Source organism: Pseudomonas sivasensis (genome assembly GCF_013778505.1).
Lineage (GTDB): Bacteria > Pseudomonadota > Gammaproteobacteria > Pseudomonadales > Pseudomonadaceae > Aquipseudomonas > Aquipseudomonas sivasensis.
This window is the reverse complement of record NZ_JAAOWU010000001.1, coordinates 322,274-341,809: the sequence shown is the minus strand read 5'-3', so window position 1 is coordinate 341,809 and position 19,536 is coordinate 322,274. Positions and strand designations below refer to the sequence as shown.

At 60.8% G+C, this 19,536-nt stretch carries 20 protein-coding genes; 10 read left to right on the top strand and 10 right to left on the bottom strand.

The genetic code is table 11. The features are described from left to right. Nucleotides 1-247: 247 nt before the first annotated feature. Nucleotides 248-736: a phosphate-starvation-inducible protein PsiE gene (locus tag G9Q84_RS01530; RefSeq protein WP_057724703.1), complete on the top strand. Its 489-nt coding sequence runs from the start codon at nucleotides 248-250 to the stop codon at nucleotides 734-736. Here the strand turns inward: G9Q84_RS01530 and G9Q84_RS01525 are convergent. From G9Q84_RS01525 to G9Q84_RS01515, 3 genes are all read right to left on the bottom strand, one after another. Further along, nucleotides 733-1,047, bottom strand: coding sequence for a DUF3509 domain-containing protein (locus tag G9Q84_RS01525; protein WP_032886408.1), 315 nt, complete (start codon nucleotides 1,045-1,047; stop codon nucleotides 733-735). The genes G9Q84_RS01530 and G9Q84_RS01525 overlap by 4 nt on opposite strands. 299 nt (nucleotides 1,048-1,346) lie before the next feature. Further along, nucleotides 1,347-2,636: a serine/threonine transporter gene (locus tag G9Q84_RS01520; protein WP_181642781.1), complete on the bottom strand. Its 1,290-nt coding sequence runs from the start codon at nucleotides 2,634-2,636 to the stop codon at nucleotides 1,347-1,349. A gap of 60 nt (nucleotides 2,637-2,696) precedes the next feature. Next, nucleotides 2,697-4,073: an L-serine ammonia-lyase gene (locus tag G9Q84_RS01515; RefSeq protein ID WP_181642780.1), complete on the bottom strand. Its 1,377-nt coding sequence runs from the start codon at nucleotides 4,071-4,073 to the stop codon at nucleotides 2,697-2,699. A gap of 137 nt (nucleotides 4,074-4,210) precedes the next feature. Between G9Q84_RS01515 and G9Q84_RS01510 the strand changes: the two genes are divergently transcribed. Together G9Q84_RS01510 and G9Q84_RS01505 are read left to right on the top strand one after the other, a co-directional pair. Beyond that, the gene (locus tag G9Q84_RS01510; protein ID WP_032886412.1) at nucleotides 4,211-5,158 is read left to right on the top strand and encodes a LysR substrate-binding domain-containing protein; all 948 of its coding nucleotides are present in this window, start codon (nucleotides 4,211-4,213) and stop codon (nucleotides 5,156-5,158) included. A gap of 213 nt (nucleotides 5,159-5,371) precedes the next feature. Beyond that, on the top strand, nucleotides 5,372-5,782 hold the full coding sequence (locus G9Q84_RS01505; RefSeq protein ID WP_027604683.1) for an HPF/RaiA family ribosome-associated protein: 411 nt from the start codon (nucleotides 5,372-5,374) through the stop codon (nucleotides 5,780-5,782). A gap of 50 nt (nucleotides 5,783-5,832) precedes the next feature. Here G9Q84_RS01505 and G9Q84_RS01500 read toward each other — a convergent pair whose 3' ends face one another. Next, the gene (locus tag G9Q84_RS01500; RefSeq protein WP_181642779.1) at nucleotides 5,833-7,344 is read right to left on the bottom strand and encodes an MFS transporter; all 1,512 of its coding nucleotides are present in this window, start codon (nucleotides 7,342-7,344) and stop codon (nucleotides 5,833-5,835) included. Between the two features lie 104 nt (nucleotides 7,345-7,448). On the opposite strand from G9Q84_RS01500, the gene G9Q84_RS01495 reads away from it, so the two are divergent. After that, the gene (locus G9Q84_RS01495) at nucleotides 7,449-8,321 is read left to right on the top strand and encodes a LysR family transcriptional regulator (protein ID WP_122755636.1); all 873 of its coding nucleotides are present in this window, start codon (nucleotides 7,449-7,451) and stop codon (nucleotides 8,319-8,321) included. A 176-nt stretch (nucleotides 8,322-8,497) separates the two neighbouring features. Here G9Q84_RS01495 and fecA read toward each other — a convergent pair whose 3' ends face one another. The 3 genes from fecA to G9Q84_RS01480 form a co-directional block, all read right to left on the bottom strand. Next, nucleotides 8,498-10,837, bottom strand: a complete 2,340-nt coding sequence (gene fecA, locus G9Q84_RS01490) for a TonB-dependent Fe(3+) dicitrate receptor FecA (RefSeq protein WP_122752516.1) — start codon at nucleotides 10,835-10,837, stop codon at nucleotides 8,498-8,500. 91 nt (nucleotides 10,838-10,928) lie between these two features. Then, nucleotides 10,929-11,870, bottom strand: coding sequence for a FecR domain-containing protein (locus tag G9Q84_RS01485; protein WP_032886417.1), 942 nt, complete (start codon nucleotides 11,868-11,870; stop codon nucleotides 10,929-10,931). Continuing rightward, a complete protein-coding gene (locus tag G9Q84_RS01480) occupies nucleotides 11,867-12,355 on the bottom strand; it encodes a sigma-70 family RNA polymerase sigma factor (protein ID WP_181642778.1) in 489 nt (162 codons plus the stop codon). Before G9Q84_RS01480 ends, G9Q84_RS01485 begins: the two co-directional genes overlap by 4 nt. A 170-nt stretch (nucleotides 12,356-12,525) precedes the next feature. On the opposite strand from G9Q84_RS01480, the gene G9Q84_RS01475 reads away from it, so the two are divergent. The 5 genes from G9Q84_RS01475 to G9Q84_RS01455 are packed head-to-tail and all read left to right on the top strand — an operon-like array spanning nucleotide 12,526 to nucleotide 16,288. Continuing rightward, nucleotides 12,526-12,828, top strand: coding sequence for a DUF3649 domain-containing protein (locus G9Q84_RS01475; RefSeq protein WP_032886421.1), 303 nt, complete (start codon nucleotides 12,526-12,528; stop codon nucleotides 12,826-12,828). Next, nucleotides 12,825-14,399, top strand: a complete 1,575-nt coding sequence (locus G9Q84_RS01470) for a PepSY-associated TM helix domain-containing protein (protein ID WP_181642777.1) — start codon at nucleotides 12,825-12,827, stop codon at nucleotides 14,397-14,399. The genes G9Q84_RS01475 and G9Q84_RS01470 overlap by 4 nt, the downstream gene beginning before the upstream one ends. Beyond that, nucleotides 14,400-14,726: a DUF3325 domain-containing protein gene (locus tag G9Q84_RS01465; protein ID WP_099601184.1), complete on the top strand. Its 327-nt coding sequence runs from the start codon at nucleotides 14,400-14,402 to the stop codon at nucleotides 14,724-14,726. Between the two features lie 9 nt (nucleotides 14,727-14,735). Next, nucleotides 14,736-15,314: an RNA polymerase sigma factor gene (locus G9Q84_RS01460; protein ID WP_032886425.1), complete on the top strand. Its 579-nt coding sequence runs from the start codon at nucleotides 14,736-14,738 to the stop codon at nucleotides 15,312-15,314. Further along, on the top strand, nucleotides 15,311-16,288 hold the full coding sequence (locus tag G9Q84_RS01455; RefSeq protein ID WP_122752518.1) for a FecR family protein: 978 nt from the start codon (nucleotides 15,311-15,313) through the stop codon (nucleotides 16,286-16,288). The genes G9Q84_RS01460 and G9Q84_RS01455 overlap by 4 nt, the downstream gene beginning before the upstream one ends. Here the strand turns inward: G9Q84_RS01455 and G9Q84_RS01450 are convergent, their stop codons facing one another. After that, nucleotides 16,289-16,639, bottom strand: a complete 351-nt coding sequence (locus G9Q84_RS01450; RefSeq protein ID WP_181642776.1) for a glutaredoxin family protein — start codon at nucleotides 16,637-16,639, stop codon at nucleotides 16,289-16,291. Next, a complete protein-coding gene (yejK, locus tag G9Q84_RS01445; RefSeq protein ID WP_032886429.1) occupies nucleotides 16,639-17,643 on the bottom strand; it encodes a nucleoid-associated protein YejK in 1,005 nt (334 codons plus the stop codon). The genes G9Q84_RS01450 and yejK overlap by 1 nt, the downstream gene beginning before the upstream one ends. Nucleotides 17,644-18,040: 397 nt before the next feature. On the opposite strand from yejK, the gene G9Q84_RS01440 reads away from it, so the two are divergent. Continuing rightward, entirely contained in the window at nucleotides 18,041-18,322 is a 282-nt protein-coding gene (locus G9Q84_RS01440) for an HU family DNA-binding protein (protein ID WP_003188840.1), read from the top strand. A 65-nt stretch (nucleotides 18,323-18,387) separates the two neighbouring features. Here the strand turns inward: G9Q84_RS01440 and rlmF are convergent, their stop codons facing one another. Then, complete coding sequence (rlmF, locus tag G9Q84_RS01435) at nucleotides 18,388-19,407, bottom strand: 23S rRNA (adenine(1618)-N(6))-methyltransferase RlmF (RefSeq protein ID WP_122680318.1); 1,020 nt, start codon at nucleotides 19,405-19,407, stop codon at nucleotides 18,388-18,390. Between the last annotated feature and the right edge of the window lie 129 nt (nucleotides 19,408-19,536).

Here is a 19,536-nt window from a genome sequence, read left to right as displayed (position 1 = left end):
CACCACCTCACATGCCTTCACGATAGTTGTCTTTTGCGACTACTGTATTTATATACAGCTAAAAGGGTAAGCCAAACCGTGGGGTTTGGGTAGCAGTTTTTTAATGTAGCCCGTAAATACAGGTTTGGCGTGTCTCATGTCACCCCGCCATCATCTTATCCCTGCCTCTGGCCTTTTTTCTGCATGCAGAACAACCGTCACGTCCAACCCGCATTATCCGGTCGAATCGACCTAAGGAAGTACCCTCGTGAAAATCAACTGGGCCGAAAAGCTGCGCCAGCAAGTCCATGGGCTGGCTGAATCGCTGGGCAATCTGTTTGTGGAGTCGTTCCACTACCTGGCGCTGTTCGCCATTGGTGCGGTGACCGCCTGGGCGGCGGTGATGGAATTTCTGGGGATGCTGGAGAACGGACACATCAAGATCGATGACATCTTGCTGCTGTTCATCTATCTGGAATTGGGCGCCATGGTCGGGATTTATTTCAAGACCAACCACATGCCAGTGCGCTTCCTGATCTACGTGGCAATCACTGCGCTGACGCGTCTGCTGATCTCCAACGTGTCCCACCACAACCCGCCAGACGTGGGCATCATCTACCTGTGCGGTGGGATTTTGCTGTTGGCATTCGCGATTCTGGTGGTGCGTTACGCCTCGTCGGCATTCCCGTCGGTGAAGGTCGAAGGCCCGCGTCGCAAGGGCGAGGCGAGCCTGGAAACCGAGAAGGGCGAGCTTTAAAGCCCGACGCTGAAGGGCAGGGGGCGGGTGGGCGGTCGCTGCAATAATTTGTGATCGCCATCCGTCATCACCGCCAGGATCTCCATGGCGCTGTGGCCTTGCTCGATGGCAATGCCGAACTGGATGCTCTGCACCAGGCGTTTGAGCCGTTGCGGGTCGTTGCGTTGTGCGGCGCTGATCATGCGCTTGGCCACCACGCCATCCTCATTCGAGAGGGTGAGCATGATGCTGCCGTCGAGCCGTTGAATACTCAGGTTGACGCGGTATTTTGGGGTGAAGGTGTCGGTGATGATCTGAAAAGGATTGTCCATGGTGCGTTACCGCCTGATAAGAACATGCAGTCATTGACGACCGGTGTCGTGATTAGTTCGCGTCTCCTGACCACCGGCCACTCCGTCGCTGAGGTTGTACAAATTCCGTTTACCTCATCAGCTGTACAGCAAGGGGCGTGCCGTACAGCGGCTTTCCAGGCACCGGGATCCCAATGTGGGAGGGGGCTTGCTCCCGATAGCGGTCCTTCAGTCGAGCATTTATTGGCTGAAGGACCGCTATCGGGAGCAAGCCCCCTCCTACAATTGTTTTGGGTTGTTCTTGAAATCGGTGACCTGTTTCAGGGCAGTACAGAGAAAACGATCGCAGACAGCGCAATCAAGCCGATCACCACCACAAATACATTCGACACCTGGCCCGAATACTGGCGCAAGGCTGGCACGCGCTGGATCGCGTACATCGGCATCAGGAACAACAGGCACGCGATAATCGGCCCGCCCAGGGTTTCGATCATGCCCAGGATGCTTGGGTTGAAGGTCGCCACGGCCCAGCAGGTCAGCACCATGAACAGGGCGGTGCTACGTTCCAGCCACTTGGACGACAGGGAGCGGTTACGCCCGCGCAGAGATTTGACGATCAAGCCCTGGAAGCCTTCGCTGGCGCCGATGTAGTGGCCAAGGAAGGATTTGGTAATGGCCACCAGCGCGATCAACGGCGCGGCGTAAGCGATCACAGGGGTTTGGAAGTGGTTGGCCAGGTACGACAGGATCGAAATGTTCTGCGCCTTGGCTGCCGCCAGGTCCGCCGGGGACAGAGCCAGCACGCAGCTGAAGCAGAAGAACATCACCGTCAGCACCATCATGCCGTGGGCTGTGGCGAGGATGCCGCTGCTTTTGCGCTCGGCCAGCGGGCCGTACACGCGTTTCTGGTCGACGGCGAACGCGGAGATGATAGGTGAATGGTTGAACGAGAACACCATCACGGGGATCGCCAGCCACAGGGTCTTGAAGAACATGGGCAGCGGCATGCCCTCACTGGCAGAAGCGAAAAACGCGCCGTTCCAGTTGGGAATCAGACTGAGCGCAAGCAACAGCAAGGCGGCGACGAACGGGTACACCAGCACGCTCATGGCCTTGACGATCACGCCCTGGCCGCAGCGCACAATCGCCATCAAACCCAGGATCAGCACCAGCGACAGGATCGCCCGGGGCGGCGGTGTCATGTGCAGTTGGTGTTCCATAAAGCTGCCCAGGGTGTTGGTCAACGCGACGCTGTACACCAGCAAAATCGGGAAGATTGCAAAGAAGTACAGCAAAGTGATCAGCTTGCCTGCACCGACGCCGAAATGTTCTTCGACCACTTCGGTGATGTCGCCGGATGTGCCTGACAGTACAAAGCGCGTCAGCCCACGGTGGGCGAAGAAGGTCATCGGGAAGGCCAGCAACGCCAGCACGATCAGTGGCCAGAAGCCGCCGACGCCGGCGTTGATCGGCAGGAACAAAGTGCCTGCGCCGATGGCGGTGCCATAGAGGCCGAGCATCCAAGTGGTGTCGTGCTTGGTCCAGCCGGTTGTTACGGTGTTTTCTACCTCAACAGGATTTTCGGCAGCAGGTGTACGTACATCGGTCATCGTTATTGCCTCGTTATTATTTTTGCGCGGGCTCACGTTGGGGCAGTCAGGGAATGCTCCTCAGCACTCCACCCAGCTCACGGCCAGGCCGCCCCGTGAAGTTTCTTTGTATTTGTCATGCATGTCGGCGCCGGTATCGCGCATGGTGCGGATCACCCGGTCCAGGGAGATGAAGTGTTTGCCGTCGCCGCGCAGGGCCATTTGCGTGGCGTTGATGGCCTTGACCGCCGCGATGGCGTTGCGCTCGATGCACGGCACTTGCACCAGGCCGCCGACCGGGTCGCAGGTCAGGCCGAGGTTATGTTCCAGGCCGATTTCGGCGGCGTTTTCCAGTTGTTCGGGGGTGGCGCCGAGGATGTCGGCAAGGCCGGCGGCGGCCATGGCGCAGGCCGAGCCGACTTCGCCCTGGCAGCCGACTTCGGCACCGGAGATCGACGCATTTTTCTTACACAGGATGCCGACGGCGGCGGCGGCCAGGAAGAAATTGACCACGTCGTCGTCGGACGCGTCGGCGTTGAACTTCATGTAGTAATGCAGCACCGCCGGGATGATCCCCGCCGCGCCGTTGGTGGGTGCGGTGACCATGCGTCCGCCGGCGGCGTTTTCTTCGTTGACGGCAAGGGCGAACAGGTTGACCCATTCCATGGCCGACAAGGTCGAGGTGATGACATTGGGTTTGCCGATTTCCAACAAACTGCGGTGCAATTTCGCCGCGCGCCGTGGCACATCTAGACCGCCGGGCAAGATGCCTTCATCGCGCAGGCCTTGCTCCACGCATTCGCGCATCACCGACCAGATATGCAGCAGGCCGCTGCGGATCTGTTCGTCACTGCGCCACGCGCGCTCGTTGGCCATCATTAACTCTGAAACGCGCAGCCCGTGCTTGTTGCACAAGGCCAGCAGTTCGACGGCGCTGGAAAAGTCGTAGGGCAATTCAACATCGCTGGTCGGCGCAATGCCTGACGCTGCTTCGGCAGCTTCGATGATGAAACCACCGCCCACCGAGTAATACGTCTGCTCGCTAAGCAGTCCGCTGTCGCCATAGGCGTGTAGGGACATGGCGTTGGGGTGGTAGGGCAGGCTTTCTTCCAGCAGCAGGAGATCGGTGTGCCAGTTGAAAGCAATGTCCTGGGTGCCTGCCAGCAGTAAGCGGCCGGTCTCGCGCAGTTGCTGGATACGGCTGTTGATCGAGGTGGGGTCAATACGGTCCGGCCATTCACCCATCAGGCCCATTACGCAGGCGCGGTCGGTGGCATGGCCGACGCCGGTGGCGGACAGCGAGCCGTACAAACGCACTTCAATCCGTCGGGTTTCGGTAAGCAATCGCTGGTCGATCAGGGCTTGGGCGAAGGTCGCCGCTGCCCGCATGGGGCCGACGGTGTGGGAGCTGGACGGGCCGATGCCCACCTTGAATAGATCAAAAACACTGATAGCCATGCTAAACCCTTACAAGCAATGGAGTAGGAATCGCTGCCATGTTTTGTAGGACGAGCGCAATTGGCGCGATACTGAGCCTCTGGATCGGCACTGACCAACGAATTATCCTAAGACACCCTTTAGCAGGACTAAACCCTATGGCTCGCCCTCTCCATGGCCAGACTTATGTCTGGTTGCACGTGTTTTCCTGCGCTGCGCGGCATCTGTCGTTCACCCGCTGCGCCGAAGAACTGCACATCACACCGGGGGCGGTGAGCCAACAAATCCGCCAGTTGGAGGAGCGTCTTGGGTTTCGGCTGTTCCATCGACGGGCGCGGGGTGTGGAGTTGAGTGCGGAGGGGCAGCGGTTGGCGGCTACGGTGGGGGAGGCTTACGGCAGCATTGATGCCGAATTGCAGCGGCTCGATGCGGGGATGATCAGCGGCACCTTGCGCCTACGCTCGATCCCGTCGTTTCTCGGCAAGTGGCTCACCCCACGTTTGCCACGCTTGCAGCAACGCTTTCCGGACATCCAACTGCGCATGGTTGCCGAGGACAGCAGCATTGCGCTGCATGAGGGGGACTTTGACCTGGCTATCGACTTGAACGACGGCAGCTACCCTGGGCTGTTATCCACAGCCTTGCTGGATGAGCAGATATTTCCGGTGTGTGCGCCAAGCCTATTGCGCGGTCGTCCGCCCTTGCATGGCCCGGCCGACCTTGTGCATTTCCCGCTGCTGCACGACATCACCGCCTGGCGTGGGAGTTATGAGTATGCCGAGTGGGAGTTTTACCTGAATGCAATTGGCTACCACGACGCCGATGTTCGCCGCGGCCACACCTTCAACCGCAACCACTTGACCATAGAAGCCGCCATCGCCGGTATGGGCGTGGCGATTGCGCGGCGTACCTTGCTCAACGATGAGCTGGAGCGCGGCACCTTGATCGTGCCGTTTGGCCTCGCGGTGCCCAACCACAAGCGCTATGTGCTGCTGTATGCGCCGGGCGCACTGAGCCATCCGGGCGTGCGCGCGGTGCATGACTGGCTGGTAGAGGAAGCAGGGATTTTTCGCACATTGCACCCGCTCGGAGAGGGGCAATTGTGAGGATCGCAGGGCGTAAGAAGATGTAACTAACTCCCCACCCTAACAGCGTTTTTGCTTGTCGTCAGGGTTAATTTGTAATGTAGGATTTATCTTTGCAAAGGGGTTGAAATGTTTCTCTGGCTGCTCAATTGTGTAATCAAGAGGTCATGGTTTCACCACCCCGGTGTTGCAGTTTGTGACCTCTCGCGAGCTAGCTGAAATAAGGGAAGAACTATGCAAATCCAAGTCAATAGCGATAACCATATTGAAAGCAGCATCCGACTGGAGGAGTGGGTACGTACTACCATTGAGAGCACGCTCGAACGTTATGAAGAAGACCTGACCCGAGTGGAGGTCTATCTGCGGGATGAGAACGGCGACAAGCCCGGTCCCCACGATTTAAGTTGCCGCCTGGAAGCGCGGCCAAAAGGCCATCAACCACTGTCGGTATCCGCCAAGGGCGATACCCTGGAACAAGCGATCGACAGTGCGGCCACCAAGCTGGACCACGCGTTGGAACATCTGTTTGGCAGACTGCAAGGCAAGCCCCGCGCTGCCGCGAAAAACCAGCCAATCAACAAAGTGAATGAAGACGCGCTGGAACAGGAATTCCTGGAAAACGAAAACGCTGTCATCAACGGCTAACTTTCTTTTGACCCCCTCAAACGGGCCTGCATCTGCAGGCCCGTTTTCGTTTAGCGCCTGCGTCGGAAAAAATACCGGCTCAGCATCGCCAGCCCGCCAGCACCCAACCCGGCAAACAGCATCGCCCAACCGGCGCCGTGGCGCAGTGCTGCCTGAGCGTCGTTGACTGTCAGCCCCATCGACTCGAGTTTTCCTGCGGCAATGTTTTGACTGATAACCGGCCAATCCATTGCCGTGGCAGCGGGCAGCACCTCGGCCAGGTGATGGCTGATCCCCAGCAACAGCACCAACCCCATGAGGGCAATGTTGAGCGCCAGGGTGATCAGCCGCGCACTGAGGTCGATGCCTGAGGCCATGCCCGCGCGGTCCGCCGACACCGAACCGGTGGTGGTGTTGGTGGTGGGCGAGTTGGTCAGCGCCAGGCCTACGCCGGCGATCACGCAACTGAGCAGCACCAGCTCAATACGTGGGTGCTCGGCGCCGTTGACGGCGGCCATGGCCAGAAAGCCCGCGCCCATCAGGCCCAGGCCCAGGGGGATGATGCGTTCGGCTCCATAGCGCAGAGCCAGGCGCTCGGCCAGCGGCGGCACCAGCAAGGTCGGCAAGGTGTAGGCGAGTAGGGCTGCGCCGGTGGTCAGGGTGTCGTAACCCAGGCCCGCCTGGAAGTACAACGGCAGGTAGATCATGAACGGCCAGAAGCTGAAGTTCATGCCGATCGAGCCCATCAACGCGCCGTTGAAACGCTGGATGCGGAACACCGAGAAGTCGAACATTGGGTGTGCACTGCGAAGCTCGACCGCGATGAACAGCAGCAAGCCGAGCACCGACAACGCCGCCCAACCGAGCATGGCCGGTGCGCCGAAGCCGTGCTCGCTGCCTTGGGTGATGAAGTACACCAGGGCAAACACCGACACGGTCAAGGTGAGCATACCGGCGATGTCCAGGCGACGGGCGGCCGGGTCGCGGGACTCCTGCACGCTGATGTGCAGCAGCACCAGGGTGAACAGGGTGAGGGGCACGTGCACGAGGAACACCCAACGCCAATCCGCCACCGCCAGGATCAATGCGCCGATCATCGGTCCGAAGCCCAGGCCCACGCCAGCAATCACGCCCCATATTGCAAAGGCCCGTGCCCGTGCTACCGGTTCGCTGAACAGGTGCGACAGGATGGCGAATTGGCAAATCATCATCGCTCCGGCACCGATGCCCTGAACAAACCGCGCCGTGATCAGCAGCGAAGCCTCCTCGGCCAGCCCACAGGCCAGTGAGGCCAGGCCAAACACCCACAGGCACAACACCAGCATGCGGCGACGGCCAAAGCGATCCGCCAATGTGCCCGCCGCCATCAGCACGCTGGTACAGGCCAAGGTGTAGGCGTTCATGATCCATTGGGCGGCCTGGAAGCCCGTGCCCAACTCTCGCTCGAGCGTCGGCAGGATCACCGGGACGCTGGAAATCTCCAGGCCGAACATCAGCGCGACGAGGCACACGGCAGTGAGGGCCAGCCCATTCCTGGCGGTGCGCGGGCGGCTGGTGGCGGTTAACGTGGCGACGGGTGGCATGGGATTCTCCTGTGGATGGGTATCGGGATATTTTCAGGGGAATAGGGTTCGTTATTCGTGATAAGTTTTCTGCTAATAGGGGAATCAAGGGCGACAATAGAGCCATGGCCACACCGCGTTTTGATGGCGTTGAGCTGTTTCTGCAAATCGTCGAAAGCGGCAACCTGACCGAGGCCGCCGAACGCCTGAATCTCACACGCTCGGCGGTTGGCAAGGGCCTGGCGCGATTGGAGGCACGCTTGGGCACGTGCTTGCTGCAGCGCTCCACCCGCCGCCAGCGTTTGACCGAGGACGGCCAGGCGTACTACGAACATTGCCTGCGGGCATTGGCGGAGCTCGAGGCTGCCGAATCGGTGCTGGAAAGCGGCCGGCAACAGCCACGCGGCCGCTTGCGGGCCAGCTTGCCGCTGGCCTTCGGGCACCACTACGCGGCCCCGGCATTGTGGGGATTGATGGCGCGTTATCCGGAACTGGAAATCGAGATCAGCTTCGCCGATCGGCTGGTGGACCTGGCACAGGAAGGCTTCGACGTCGCCGTGCGGATCGGCCCGCTCCCCGACACCGACCGCCTCAGTGCGCGTCGGCTGGGCGAGCAGGCCGTGGGACTGGCGGCGTCACCGGCGTACTTGCAGCGCGTTGGGCCGATTGAATGCATCGAAGACCTTGCCGGCCATCGCGGCATCGCCTACCGCAGCAGCACCCCGCACCGCAATCGCGTGGCCTCGCCGTTAATGATGGACGACCTCCAGGCTGTTGCCGATGCCGCCATCGCGGGCGTCGGCCTGGCCTGGTTGCCGAGTTGGTTGATTGCGCACTATGTGCTGCGTGGGAAGTTGGTCGCAGTATTGCCCGACTATCGCGAGCAACCTGCGCCCATCCATGTGATCTGGCCCACGGCCACGCATATGCCGGCCAAGACACGGTGTGCAATCGATGCATTGGTCGAAGCCACCCCCAGTTGCCTGGCGGGCAGTTAGAACCGGCGGGTCAGGGCGAGCATGCTATTAAGGCAAACGGGTTTGTTGTGGCGAGTGGGCTTGCCCCGCGTTAGGTTGCGAAGCGACCCCAGCTCTTTGTTTGAAAAGGCCGGGCCTGCTACGCAGTCCAACGCGGGGCAAGCCCGCTCGCCACAGGTCGTGTGTTGCTTGGGCAGTTAGAACGCGATGGAGGTCTGCACGTACACCGTGCGTGGCTCACCGACGTATTTGCCCTTGTTGTTATCGTCAAACGAGCGCGTGAAGTATTGCTTGTTGAAGATGTTCTTCACGCCGACCGCCACGTTCAAATCCGACAGTTGCGGGCCGAAATCATAGGCCGCGCGGCTGCTGAACAGCATGTAGCCGGGGATGCGTCCGTTGGCACCGTCGGCGGTCTCGGCCTCGGTGTTGGCGTTATCGGCGAACTGGCTGCTCTGGTAGCTGCTGTCCACATTGAGTTTCCAGCGCCCTTCGGTGTAACCCACGCCGAGGGTGCCTTTGTGCTTGGACGAGAAGGGCACGCGGTTGCCTTTGTTCGGGCCGTCTTCGCGGATGGTGGCGTCGACGTAGGCGTAGGTGGCGTACACATCGAAACCGGCCAACGCCGGGCTCAAACCATCGAGGGCGTAGTTGACGCTGGTTTCGATACCCTGATGGCGTGTCTCACCCCGGGCGATTACCGAGTCGTTGGTCTGGTTGCTTTCATACTGGTTATCGAAGTTGATCAGGAACGCACCGATCTCCGCGCGCAAGGTGCCGTTGTCATAGCGGGTACCCAGTTCCCAGGTGCGGGCTTTTTCCGGTTTGACTTCACCGCTGGTGACGCGGTTGGGCATCTGGCTGTACTGCACGCTGCCGAATGAACCTTCGGTGTTGGCATACAGGTTCCAGTCGTCGGTCAGGTGATAGAGCACGTTCAACGCCGGCAGCGCGGTGTTGTAGTCGCCTTTGTATTTGACGTTGGTCAGATTATTGCTCTGCTGGGACTCGATCATCTCGTAGCGAATGCCCGGGGTGATGGTCCACTTGCCGATATCAATCCGGTCATCGACGAAGAACGCATTGGCTTCTGTGCCGCCACGGGTGTCGCGGTCGTTGCGGCTGTCAGTCGTGGGGATTTGCTGGTTGTTGGCCGAGATCGGCGTGCGGTAGCGCAACTCGTGACCCGCTTCGTTGATGTAGCGGTAGCCGACGCCCACTTCATGGCTGGTCGGGCCGAGGTCAAAGCCCTGGGCGAAGCGGGTTTCCACGCCGCGCACCCAATACTCACGCGGGGACAGCGACAGGAACGTGCCCTGGTCCAGATAACCGCTGCGCAGGGTCTTGGTGAAGAAACTGTTGACGGTGAATTCGCGACGATCCTGTTCGTAGCGGTAGCCGACGTTGAACATCGTGCGGCGGCCCCAGAATTTGTCGTAGGGGCGGGTGGACTGATACGGATCGGCCTTGTAGTTCGCCACGTTCAAGCCGCCGGGCATATCGGCCTGGCCTTCGTAGTACTGCGCCATGGCGTTGAAGCTATTGGCGTCGTCGAGCTGGTATTTGCCCTTGAGGATCAAATCGTCGATGCGCGTGTTGCTGTTTTCGCGCCAGTCGCCACCCCGGGTGCCGGAATACAGAATCGCGCCGCCAAGGCCATTGTCGGCCGTGCCGCCGGCCAGCAGGTTGCCGGTGGTCTTGAAACCGTCATGGCTGGATGACGGGCTGGTTTCAGTCTGCAAGCCGCCTTTGACCGTGGGCGCATCCGGGATCGCGCGGGTCACAAAGTTGACCACGCCTCCGACGTTCTGCGGGCCGTAACGCACGGCGCCGCCGCCACGTACCACGTCCACAGCGTCCATGTTGCCCATGCTGATCGGTGCGAAGGACAGTTGCGGCTGGCCATACGGCGCGAAGGGCACCGGGATGCCATCCATCAATACGGTGGAGCGCGACGCCAGGCGCGGGTTGAGTCCGCGAATGCCAAAGTTCAGCGCCATGTCGTGGCTGCCGGTGCCGTTGTTGTCCGGAGCGTTGACGCCGGGGATGCGGTTGAGCACGTCCTTGGCTTGGGTGGCGCCTTGGCGTTCGAACTCTTCGCGGCGGATCACATCGCGGGCGCCGGGGTGTTCGAACACATTGGTTTGTGCCGCATCGCCGAGCCAGTCGCCGACCACGCTGGAAGTCGCCAGCTCTACCGCAGCCGGTGCGTTTACCGGTTGCAGGCTGAAGGCGTTGTCACCTTCAGGGCGGGCCTCCAGGCCTGTGCCTTCCAGCAGTTTTTGCAGGCCTTCGGTGGTGCTGTAGCTGCCGGACAAACCACGGCTCTGCATGCCCGCCGTGATTTCGGAACCGAAGGAAATCAATACGCCGGCTTCGCGACCAAACTGATTGAGGGCCGCTTCCAGCGAGGTCGGGGCAATGTGATAAGGCTTGGGGTCGGCGGCCATCACCGGGGGCAATACTGCGAAACTGAGGCTGGCGCCCAGTAACAGTTGGCGCAAGGTGCGGGCGATTAGGGTCGGCTGCTGGGGCATGAAGAGCGGTCCTGAGAAGGAAGGATCAAGGTGGCTTTCCTTCTCTGTCACGCGAGGTGTGGAAAACGGCTCACAGGTACAGAAAATAATTTCAGGCGCGCGCCTGCACTGTCACCCAATAGCGGGTAAAGCGCCGCACTTTCACCGGCAGGCTGACTTCCAACAGGTTGAGAATGCGTTCGCTGTCGTCCAGCGGGTAGCTGCCGGAGATCAATAAATTGGCAACCTGCGGATCGCAATTGACCTGGCCGCGACGATAGCGGCCCAGTTCGCCGAGGAAATCTTCCAGGCGCATGTGTGCAGCCACCAGCATGCCGTCGGCCCAGGCGCCGCTGTTGGCGTCGGTGGGGCGCGGGGTGTCCCAGCCTTTGCGGGTGAAATTGACTTGGCGCGCCGCTTCGACTGTCAGCGGCAGGCCGCTGTAGGTGTTGGGCATCACCTCGACTTGGCCGTCGAGCACCGCCAGCTGGGTGTGGTCGTTGAACTGACGTACGTTCAGGCGCGCCGCTTGGCTGCTGAGCAGGCCCTGGCCGGTAAGGACGCGCAATGGCGTGTTGCCGGCGATGCCGTTCAGCATGATCTCGCCTTCGAGCAGTCGGATCAGCCGTTGCTGGCCATCAAAATGTACATCTACGGCACTGCCGGTATTGAGCTGCAACTGGCTGCCGTCGGCCAATTGCACCTTGCGGCGTTGGCCCACCGGGCTGCGGTAGTCGGCGGTCAGGGGCGGCAGAATATGCTGCTGGCGCAGGCTCCAGGCGGCTGCCGAGCCAGCGCCGAGGATCAACAGCAACTTCAGCGCCTGCCGCCGGCTGGTAGACGTCGGCGCATTCAACGCGGCGTGAGCCAGGGGCGAGGGCATGCCGCGCAGGCGCTGGTTAACGCGCTGGATATGGTCCCAGGCGCGCTGGTGCTCGCTGTGGGCATTCAGCCAGTGTTGCCAGGCGGCCTGTTGGCGTGGGTTGAGCGCGCCTTGCTGCATTTCCATCAGCCAGCGCACGGCCTGTTCGGCGACTTGGGTCGAGACGTTCATAGGGCAAAGTAGCAGCGCATGGCGGCTTTATTCAGGTGGCGTTTGACGGTGGCAATGGAAATGCCCAGTTCAGCGCTGATCTGCGCGTAGGTCAGGCCATCGAGCTGGGCCAGCAGGAACGCGCGCTTGACCTGTGTGGGCAAGCCGGCGAGCAGTTGATCCAGCTCGACCAGGGTTTGCAGGATGATTGCGCGTTCTTCTTCCGACGGCGCCACGTGTTCGGGCATTTGTGCGAGGGCGTCAAGATAGGCGCGTTCGAGGTCCTGGCGGCGATAGAAGTTGAAGAGCACGCGCTTGGCCACGGTGGTGAGAAACGCGCGCGGCTCGACCAGCGTGGGCGTTTCCCTTGCAGTGAGTACGCGGACGAAGGTGTCCTGCGCCAGGTCGGCAGCACTTTCCGGGCAGCCGAGCTTGCGTCGCAACCAGCCGGTGAGCCAGTGGTGATGGTCGTTGTACAGAACTTCGACGGTGTTGGACGGGCTCAACGCAAACACTCCGCAAGCATCGGCATGCTTTAGAGAACAAGAATTGTTCGCATTGTATGGCCCGAGACCCGGTTCGGCAATCCGGCAAAGCAGGTGTTTCATCCGTTCTCTTTTGCTTATGAGAATATTTATCATTAATATTGCGCGCTGATGAACCTGGCGCCTCCCGCATGAAAAGCAAAACTTCGCTTCCCGCGCTCTACCGCTTGGCCGTCACCTCCCGCGTGCTGGCGGCCGTGGTCGGTGGCTACCTCATGGCCTCCCTCGCCGCCATCTGCCTGGCATTGTGGATGCCAACTTCTCGCGCCGACGCCGTGATCACCGGGATGATGAGTTCATTTGTGTTCTATTTGCTGGCCGTACTCTGGTGCTTCGCCTGCCGTACGGCTTGGCGCGCCTGGTTTGGCGTGATGCTGCCGAGCGCAGTCTTTGCCGCTTTGGCGGGTGTTGGCTTGTGGATGGTGCGCACATGAAAGAGGGATTTCGCCAGGCCATGGCCTGGCTGCATACCTGGGCGGGCTTGATCTTCGGCTGGCTGCTGTTTGCGATTTTCCTGACGGGCACGCTGTCTTACTTCAAGGATGAGATCAGCCACTGGATGCAGCCCGAGGTCCAGGCTCATCCTTTGGACAATGCGCGCAGCCTCAGCGTCGCGCAAACCTACCTGCAGCAGGTGGCACCCACAGCGGCACGCTGGTTTATCGCCCTGCCGGATAGCCGCGACCCCGGCCTGTCGGTCATGTGGCAAGACAAGCTCGACCCCGGCCGCCGCGGCAATTTCATGCGCAAAACCCTCGACCCCGTCAGCGGCCAAGCCGTAGAGGCCCGCGAAAGCATGGGCGGGGATTTCTTCTACCGTTTCCACTTCCAACTGCAAATGCCGCACCCCTGGGGCCGCTGGCTGTCCACCCTCGCTGCGATGGTGATGTTCGTGGCGCTGATCACCGGCATCATCACCCACAAGAAAATATTCAAGGACTTCTTCACCTTCCGCCCCCGTAAAGGCCAGCGCTCCTGGCTCGACGGGCATAACGCGGTGGGTGTGCTCGTGCTGCCGTTTCACCTGATGATCACGTACAGCAGCCTGGTGATCTTTATGAGCATGGTGATGCCGGCGCCGATCATGGCCTCCTATGGCAACGACACCCGCGCATTTTTCAACGAGATATTCCCCGCGACCAACAACGCGCCGGCGTCGGGGCAGCCGGGCGAATTGGCGCCGCTGCTGCCGATGTACGAGCAAGCGCGGGCGCAATGGGAGGGTGGCCACGTAGGGCGGATCGGGGTGAATAACCCCGGTGATGTCAACGCGTCGGTCAATGTGTTCCGCGCAAGTTCCGACAGCGTGGTGCATGAATTCGACAGCATTGTGTCGTTTAACGGGCACACCGGCGAACTGTTGCGGGCCAGCGACGGGCAATCGTTGACCGCCATGGTCGGCGGCAGTTTCTACGGCCTGCACATGGGGCATTTCGCTGGGCCGGTGCTGCGCTGGTTGTACTTCATCTGCGGCCTGGCAGGCACTGCGATGATCGGCACCGGGCTGGTGATCTGGCTTGGCAAGCGCCAACTCAAACATGCCAAAACCGGTGTGATGCCGTTTGAGCTGCGACTGGTGGAAGTGCTGAATATCGCCAGCATGTCCGGTTTGCTGATCGCCATTGCAGCGTTCTTCTGGGCCAACCGCCTGCTGCCGGTGAGCCTCGCCGAACGCTCCGATTGGGAAGTGCAGACCTTCTTTATCGCCTGGGGCCTGAGCCTGTTGCACGCCATTGTGCGTCGTGGGCGCCAGGGTTGGGTCGAGCAATTGAGCGTCGGTGCGTTGTTGTTTGCCGCGGTGCCACTGCTCAACGCAATCACCACCGACCACGCTTTGGGCGTGTCCCTGGCCCGTGGTGACTGGGCGATGGCCGGCTTTGATCTGACCTGTCTGGGCAGCGGCGTGTTTCTCGCCTGGGCGGCGTGGAAGATGCACCACCGCACGGCACCGCAGCCCAAGGCTGAACGGGCGCGTCCGCTCAACCTCAAGCAAGAGGCCAATTGAATGCTCCTCGCGCTGCTGATGTGCTATGCCGGGTTTACCGCTCTGTGCTTGTCCACCGATCGCCATCACGGCGAACTGCTGCACAGCAAGCCATCGCCTCGTCGACGCCTGGGTTTGCGTGTGGCTGGCGGGTTGCTGCTTGCCGTCGCGATCTGGCCCGCCGTGAGCGTGGCTGGCTGGGGCCTGGGATTGGTGGAGTGGTGCGCTGTATTGATGCTCAGCGCGCTGCTGCTGGTGTTGCTGTTGCCGTATCGGCCAAGGCTGGCCTTGATCCTCGCGGGCGCCGGCCTGCTGGCGAGCCCCGTTGCGGCCTTCGCCACCCTCTGAGCCCAAGCCATGATGATCAGCACCCCACCCGAATCCCAGGACAGCTCGCAAGCTGATGCGGCGGGTGGGCGTGCGCATTTTCTGCAGGTGTTTCTGTCCCAGCGTTCGCAGATGGAAGCCTTGGTGAGTCGACGTGTAGGCTGCCGCGCCACGGCGGCCGACCTGGTGCAGGATCTGTTTCTACGCTTCTGGCGCCGGCCGCTGGTGCAGGTCGAAGAGCTCAGCACCTACCTGCTGCGCTGCGCCGGCAATATCGCCATCGACCACCTGCGCAGCGAAGGCGCGCGGGTGCGCAGCAGCGAAGGTTGGTTGCCCGAGCAGCAGGACAACCAGGGCTCTGAACCCCAGGCCGCACTGGAAGCGGGTAACGACCTGCGCCATGTCGAAGCCGCCTTGCGCAGCCTGCCCGAGCGCACTCGGCAGATTTTCCTGCTCAACCGCATCCATGGCCGCAAATATGCGGAAATCGCCAAGGCCATGGGCCTGTCCCAAAGTGCCGTGGAAAAACATATGATGCGTGCCCTCGAAGCTTGCAAGGCCAGCCTTCGCGACCCATCGCCTCCACGCACGCCAGGGAAAGCACCGTGAACGTCACCCCCACGCCCGAGCAGGAACACGCCGCACTGGCCTGGCTGAGTCTGTTGCACGACCAACCCAGCAGCGGCGACCAGGCGACGTTCAGCCACTGGCTGCGCGCCAACCCGGCACACGTCGAGGCCTACGCCCAGGCCCAGGTGCTCTGGGAGCTAAGCGAAGTACCTGCACGCGCCCTGGCGGAAGAAGAAGCCCTGGCATTGCAGGGCTACCTCAATACGATGAACACCGCGAAACGTTCACGTGTCGTGCGCTGGTCCGGCGCCCTGGCCATGGCTGCCTGCCTGCTGTTGATGGTGTCCATGGGCGCAGGTTGGCAGCCGTCGCGTTGGGTCGATGATTTCGGCGCCGATTACGTGACGGCGCCAGGAGAAATAAAAACCGTCACCCTGGCGGATCAATCTCAAGTCACCCTGGATGCCGACAGCGCAATTGCCGTGGATTTCAGCCACGGCGAGCGGCATATCCAGCTGCGTCGCGGCGCCGGTTTTTTCAGCGTGACCCACACCGGCGAGTCCTTTGTGGTGGGGGCGGGCAGCGGTGAAGCGCGGGTGCTCGGCACACAATTCGAAGTACGCCTGCAACCAGCGGGCGCTCAAGTGACGGTGTTGTCGGGGCGGGTCGGCGTGACGCCGTCGGAGCAGGGCCAGCAGCAAATTCTGACGGCAGGTCAGCAAGTGGCTTACGCCGATGGCATTGCCGATCCCCTGCACGCGGTCGACAGCGAATCGCGCCTGGCCTGGCGCGACGGCTGGCTCAACTACTACAAGGCACCGCTCGCCGATGTGGTGAAGGATTTGGGGCGTTACTACCCTGGCCGCATCCTGCTGCTCAACGAAGATATGGGCGCCAAGCGGGTCAGTGGCAGCTTCCCGAGCAAAGACCCGCAGGCCGTGCTGAACGCGTTGCAGGCAGTGCTGGGGTTTGAACAGCACAGCCTGCTGGGACGGGTGATCGTGGTGCGCTGATTATTTCAGCGCCGCCATGATCGCCTCAGGGTTGTAATCGCGAATCAGCGTCCCATTCACATCCACAAACGGAATCCCGCCACCGCCCAACGCCTCATACGCCTTGCGCGCAGGGGCGTCCTTCTCGATGTCGAAGGTCTGGTACGGAATGCCTTTCTGATCCAGGAAGCGCCGGATCTGCTTGCAGTAGCCACACCACTCGGTGGCATAGAGCACCACCCGCGCCGAAGTGCGGACCTGCTCTGAAACCACCTGCGAGGGGTTGAATAGCCGTTCGATCTTGCCCCAGTTCTGGATAACCACCACCACCAGCAACACCAACAGGACTTTCTTGAGAACCCCGCTGAGCATCAGTTACGGCGCTTGAGCTGGTCAGTCAGTTGGGTCGGCAGGCCCTTGATGATCAGGGTGCCAGCGGCTTCGTCGTACTCAATCTTGTCGCCCAGCAGGTGCGCTTCAAAACTGATCGACAGCCCTTCGGCGCGCCCGGTGAAGCGGCGGAACTGGTTAAGGGTGCGCTTATCGGCGGGGATTTCCGGCGACAGGCCGTAGTCCTTGTTGCGGATATGGTCGTAGAACGCCTTTGGTCGATCTTCATCGATCAAGCCCGACAGTTCTTCCAGGCCCATGGGCTCGCCTAGCTTGGCCTGGCTGCTGGCGTAGTCCACCAAGGTTTTGGTTTTCTCGCGGGCGGACTCGTCCGGCAGGTCTTCGCTTTCCACGAAGTCGCTGAAGGCCTTGAGCAGGGTGCGTGTCTCGCCCGGACCGTCGACGCCTTCCTGGCAGCCGATAAAGTCGCGGAAGTACTCCGAGACTTTCTTGCCATTCTTGCCTTTGATAAACGAGATGTACTGCTTGGACTGCTTGTTGTTCTGCCACTCCGACACGTTGATCCGTGCGGCCAGGTGCAGTTGGCCCAAGTCCAAGTGGCGCGACGGAGTCACGTCCAGCTCGTCGGTTACCGCTACGCCTTCGCTGTGGTGCAGCAGGGCGATGGCCAGGTAATCGGTCATGCCTTGCTGGTAGTGGGCGAACAGTACGTGGCCGCCGGTGGAGAGGTTGGATTCCTCCATCAGCTTCTGCAGATGCTCAACGGCGGTGCGGCTGAAGGTGGTGAAATCCTGGCCACCCTCGAAATATTCCTTCAACCAGCCACTGAACGGGTGCGCGCCGGACTCGGCATGGAAGAAACCCCAGGCCTTGCCTTGTTTGGCGTTGTAGCTCTCGTTGAGGTCGGCAAGCATATTCTCGATGGCGGCGGATTCGGAGAGCTCCGAGTCGCGTGCGTGGAGAACTGCGGGCGTGCCGTCGGGTTTTTTGTCGATCAGGTGGACGATGCAATGACGGATCGGCATGGGCTTCTCGGCTGGTTGAAGGGGAGCGGTTGGCCTCCCCGAAAAGTCGCTCAGTGTACCGCACCCATTGGTCAAGACGCGCTTCGAAGGGCGTTTTGGGTGGTGTCCGACCGGGTATATTCCTTTTTTTGACGGTTTAGAGCGATAAAGCTGACCAAATGGGTAGGTAGAGGCGGATATTTCCCCGTCTCTGTGCTAGTTTTGCCCCGTCTTACGCCAAGTCTCGGCGTTAAGCGTGCATTCAGCATCTGTCAGGTCGAACCAATCCCCGTTTCAAGCATCTATAACCCCGTTCTCCGAGGTTATAAGCCTGGGGTGCCAGGCCTAGACGGTCGGGCTCGACGGCTGACACTGCACTCTGCAATCCATATGAATTTGATAGGGAAGGAACACCACAATGGCTATTACTAAAGACCAACTGATCGCTGACCTGGCTGAAGCAGTAGACGCACCGAAAACTACCGTGCGCGCTCTGCTGGACCAACTGAGCCAAGTTGTTGCTGATCAGCTGGAAAACGGCGGCGAAATCACTCTGCCAGGCGTTGGCAAACTGAAAGTGACCGAGCGTCCAGCCCGTACTGGCCGTAACCCTTCGACTGGCGCTGCCATCGAAATCGCTGCCAAGAAAGTTATCAAGCTGGTTGTGGCCAAAGGCCTGACCGACGCTGTTAACAAGTAAGACGCAGCAAAAAAAAACCGTGCTCCGGAGCAATCCGGGCACGGTTTTTTGTTGCCTGCGATTTATTAATCGCGAACCCAGCGTTGGCGCCAGATCTGCTGCTCGTTCTTGGTCTGGAAAGTCCATGCCACGAAACGGCTTTGCTTCTGACCCTGGGACATCTCCACCACCTGGCTTTCCAGCACGCCGGCTTTTTTCAGGGCTGTTTCAATGGCGGGCAAGTTCGACGCTTTTGATACCAGGGTGCTGAACCACAGCACCTTATGGGCAAAATTCGCGCTTTCAGCGATCAACTGCGTCACGAACCGCGCTTCACCGCCTTCACACCACAACTCGGCCGACTGGCCACCGAAGTTCAGCACCGGCAATTTGCGCTTCGGATCAGCCTTGCCCAACGCGCGCCACTTGCGTTCGCTGCCCTTGGTGGCTTCGTCCATGGACGCATGGAAGGGCGGGTTGCACATGGTCAGGTCAAAGCGCTCGCCAGGTTCCAGCAGGCCCAACAGGATGTGCTTGGGGTTGTTTTGCTGGCGCAGTTGGATGACCTTGCTCAGGTCGTTGGACTGCACGATGGCCTTGGCAGCGGCTACGGCGATAGGGTCGACTTCCGAGCCAAGGAAGTTCCAGCGGTACTCCATGTAGCCAATCAGCGGATAGACGCAGTTAGCGCCCATGCCGATGTCCAACACCTTGACGATGGAACCACGGGGAATCTTGCCTTCGTTGACGCTGGCCAGCAGGTCGGCGAGGAAGTGCACATAGTCCGCACGTCCCGGCACCGGCGGGCACAGGTAATCCTGCGGGATATCCCAATGCTGGATGCCATAGAACGACTTGAGCAACGCCCGGTTGAATACCCGCACGGCGTCAGGGCTGGCGAAGTCGATGCTTTCCTTACCGTAGGGGTTGAGGATTACGAATTTCGCCAGTTCCGGCGTGGTCTTGATCAGCGCCGGGAAGTCGTAACGGCCTGTGTGGCGGTTGCGCGGGTGCAGGGTGGCCTCTTTGCGCGGCGCGACGGGTTTGGCTGTGGCAGCGGTTTTAGGCTTCTTGCGCGGAGGTTTGGGCGTAGTGGGGGCGGTCATGTTGATTCTGGTGTTGGCTCAAAGTGGTGGGCATTGTCACACATCTTGAGCCTGACCCGGGCAAATGTGGGAGGGGGCTTGCCCCTGATGGCGGTGTGACAGTCAAAGATATTCAGGCTGATGCACTGC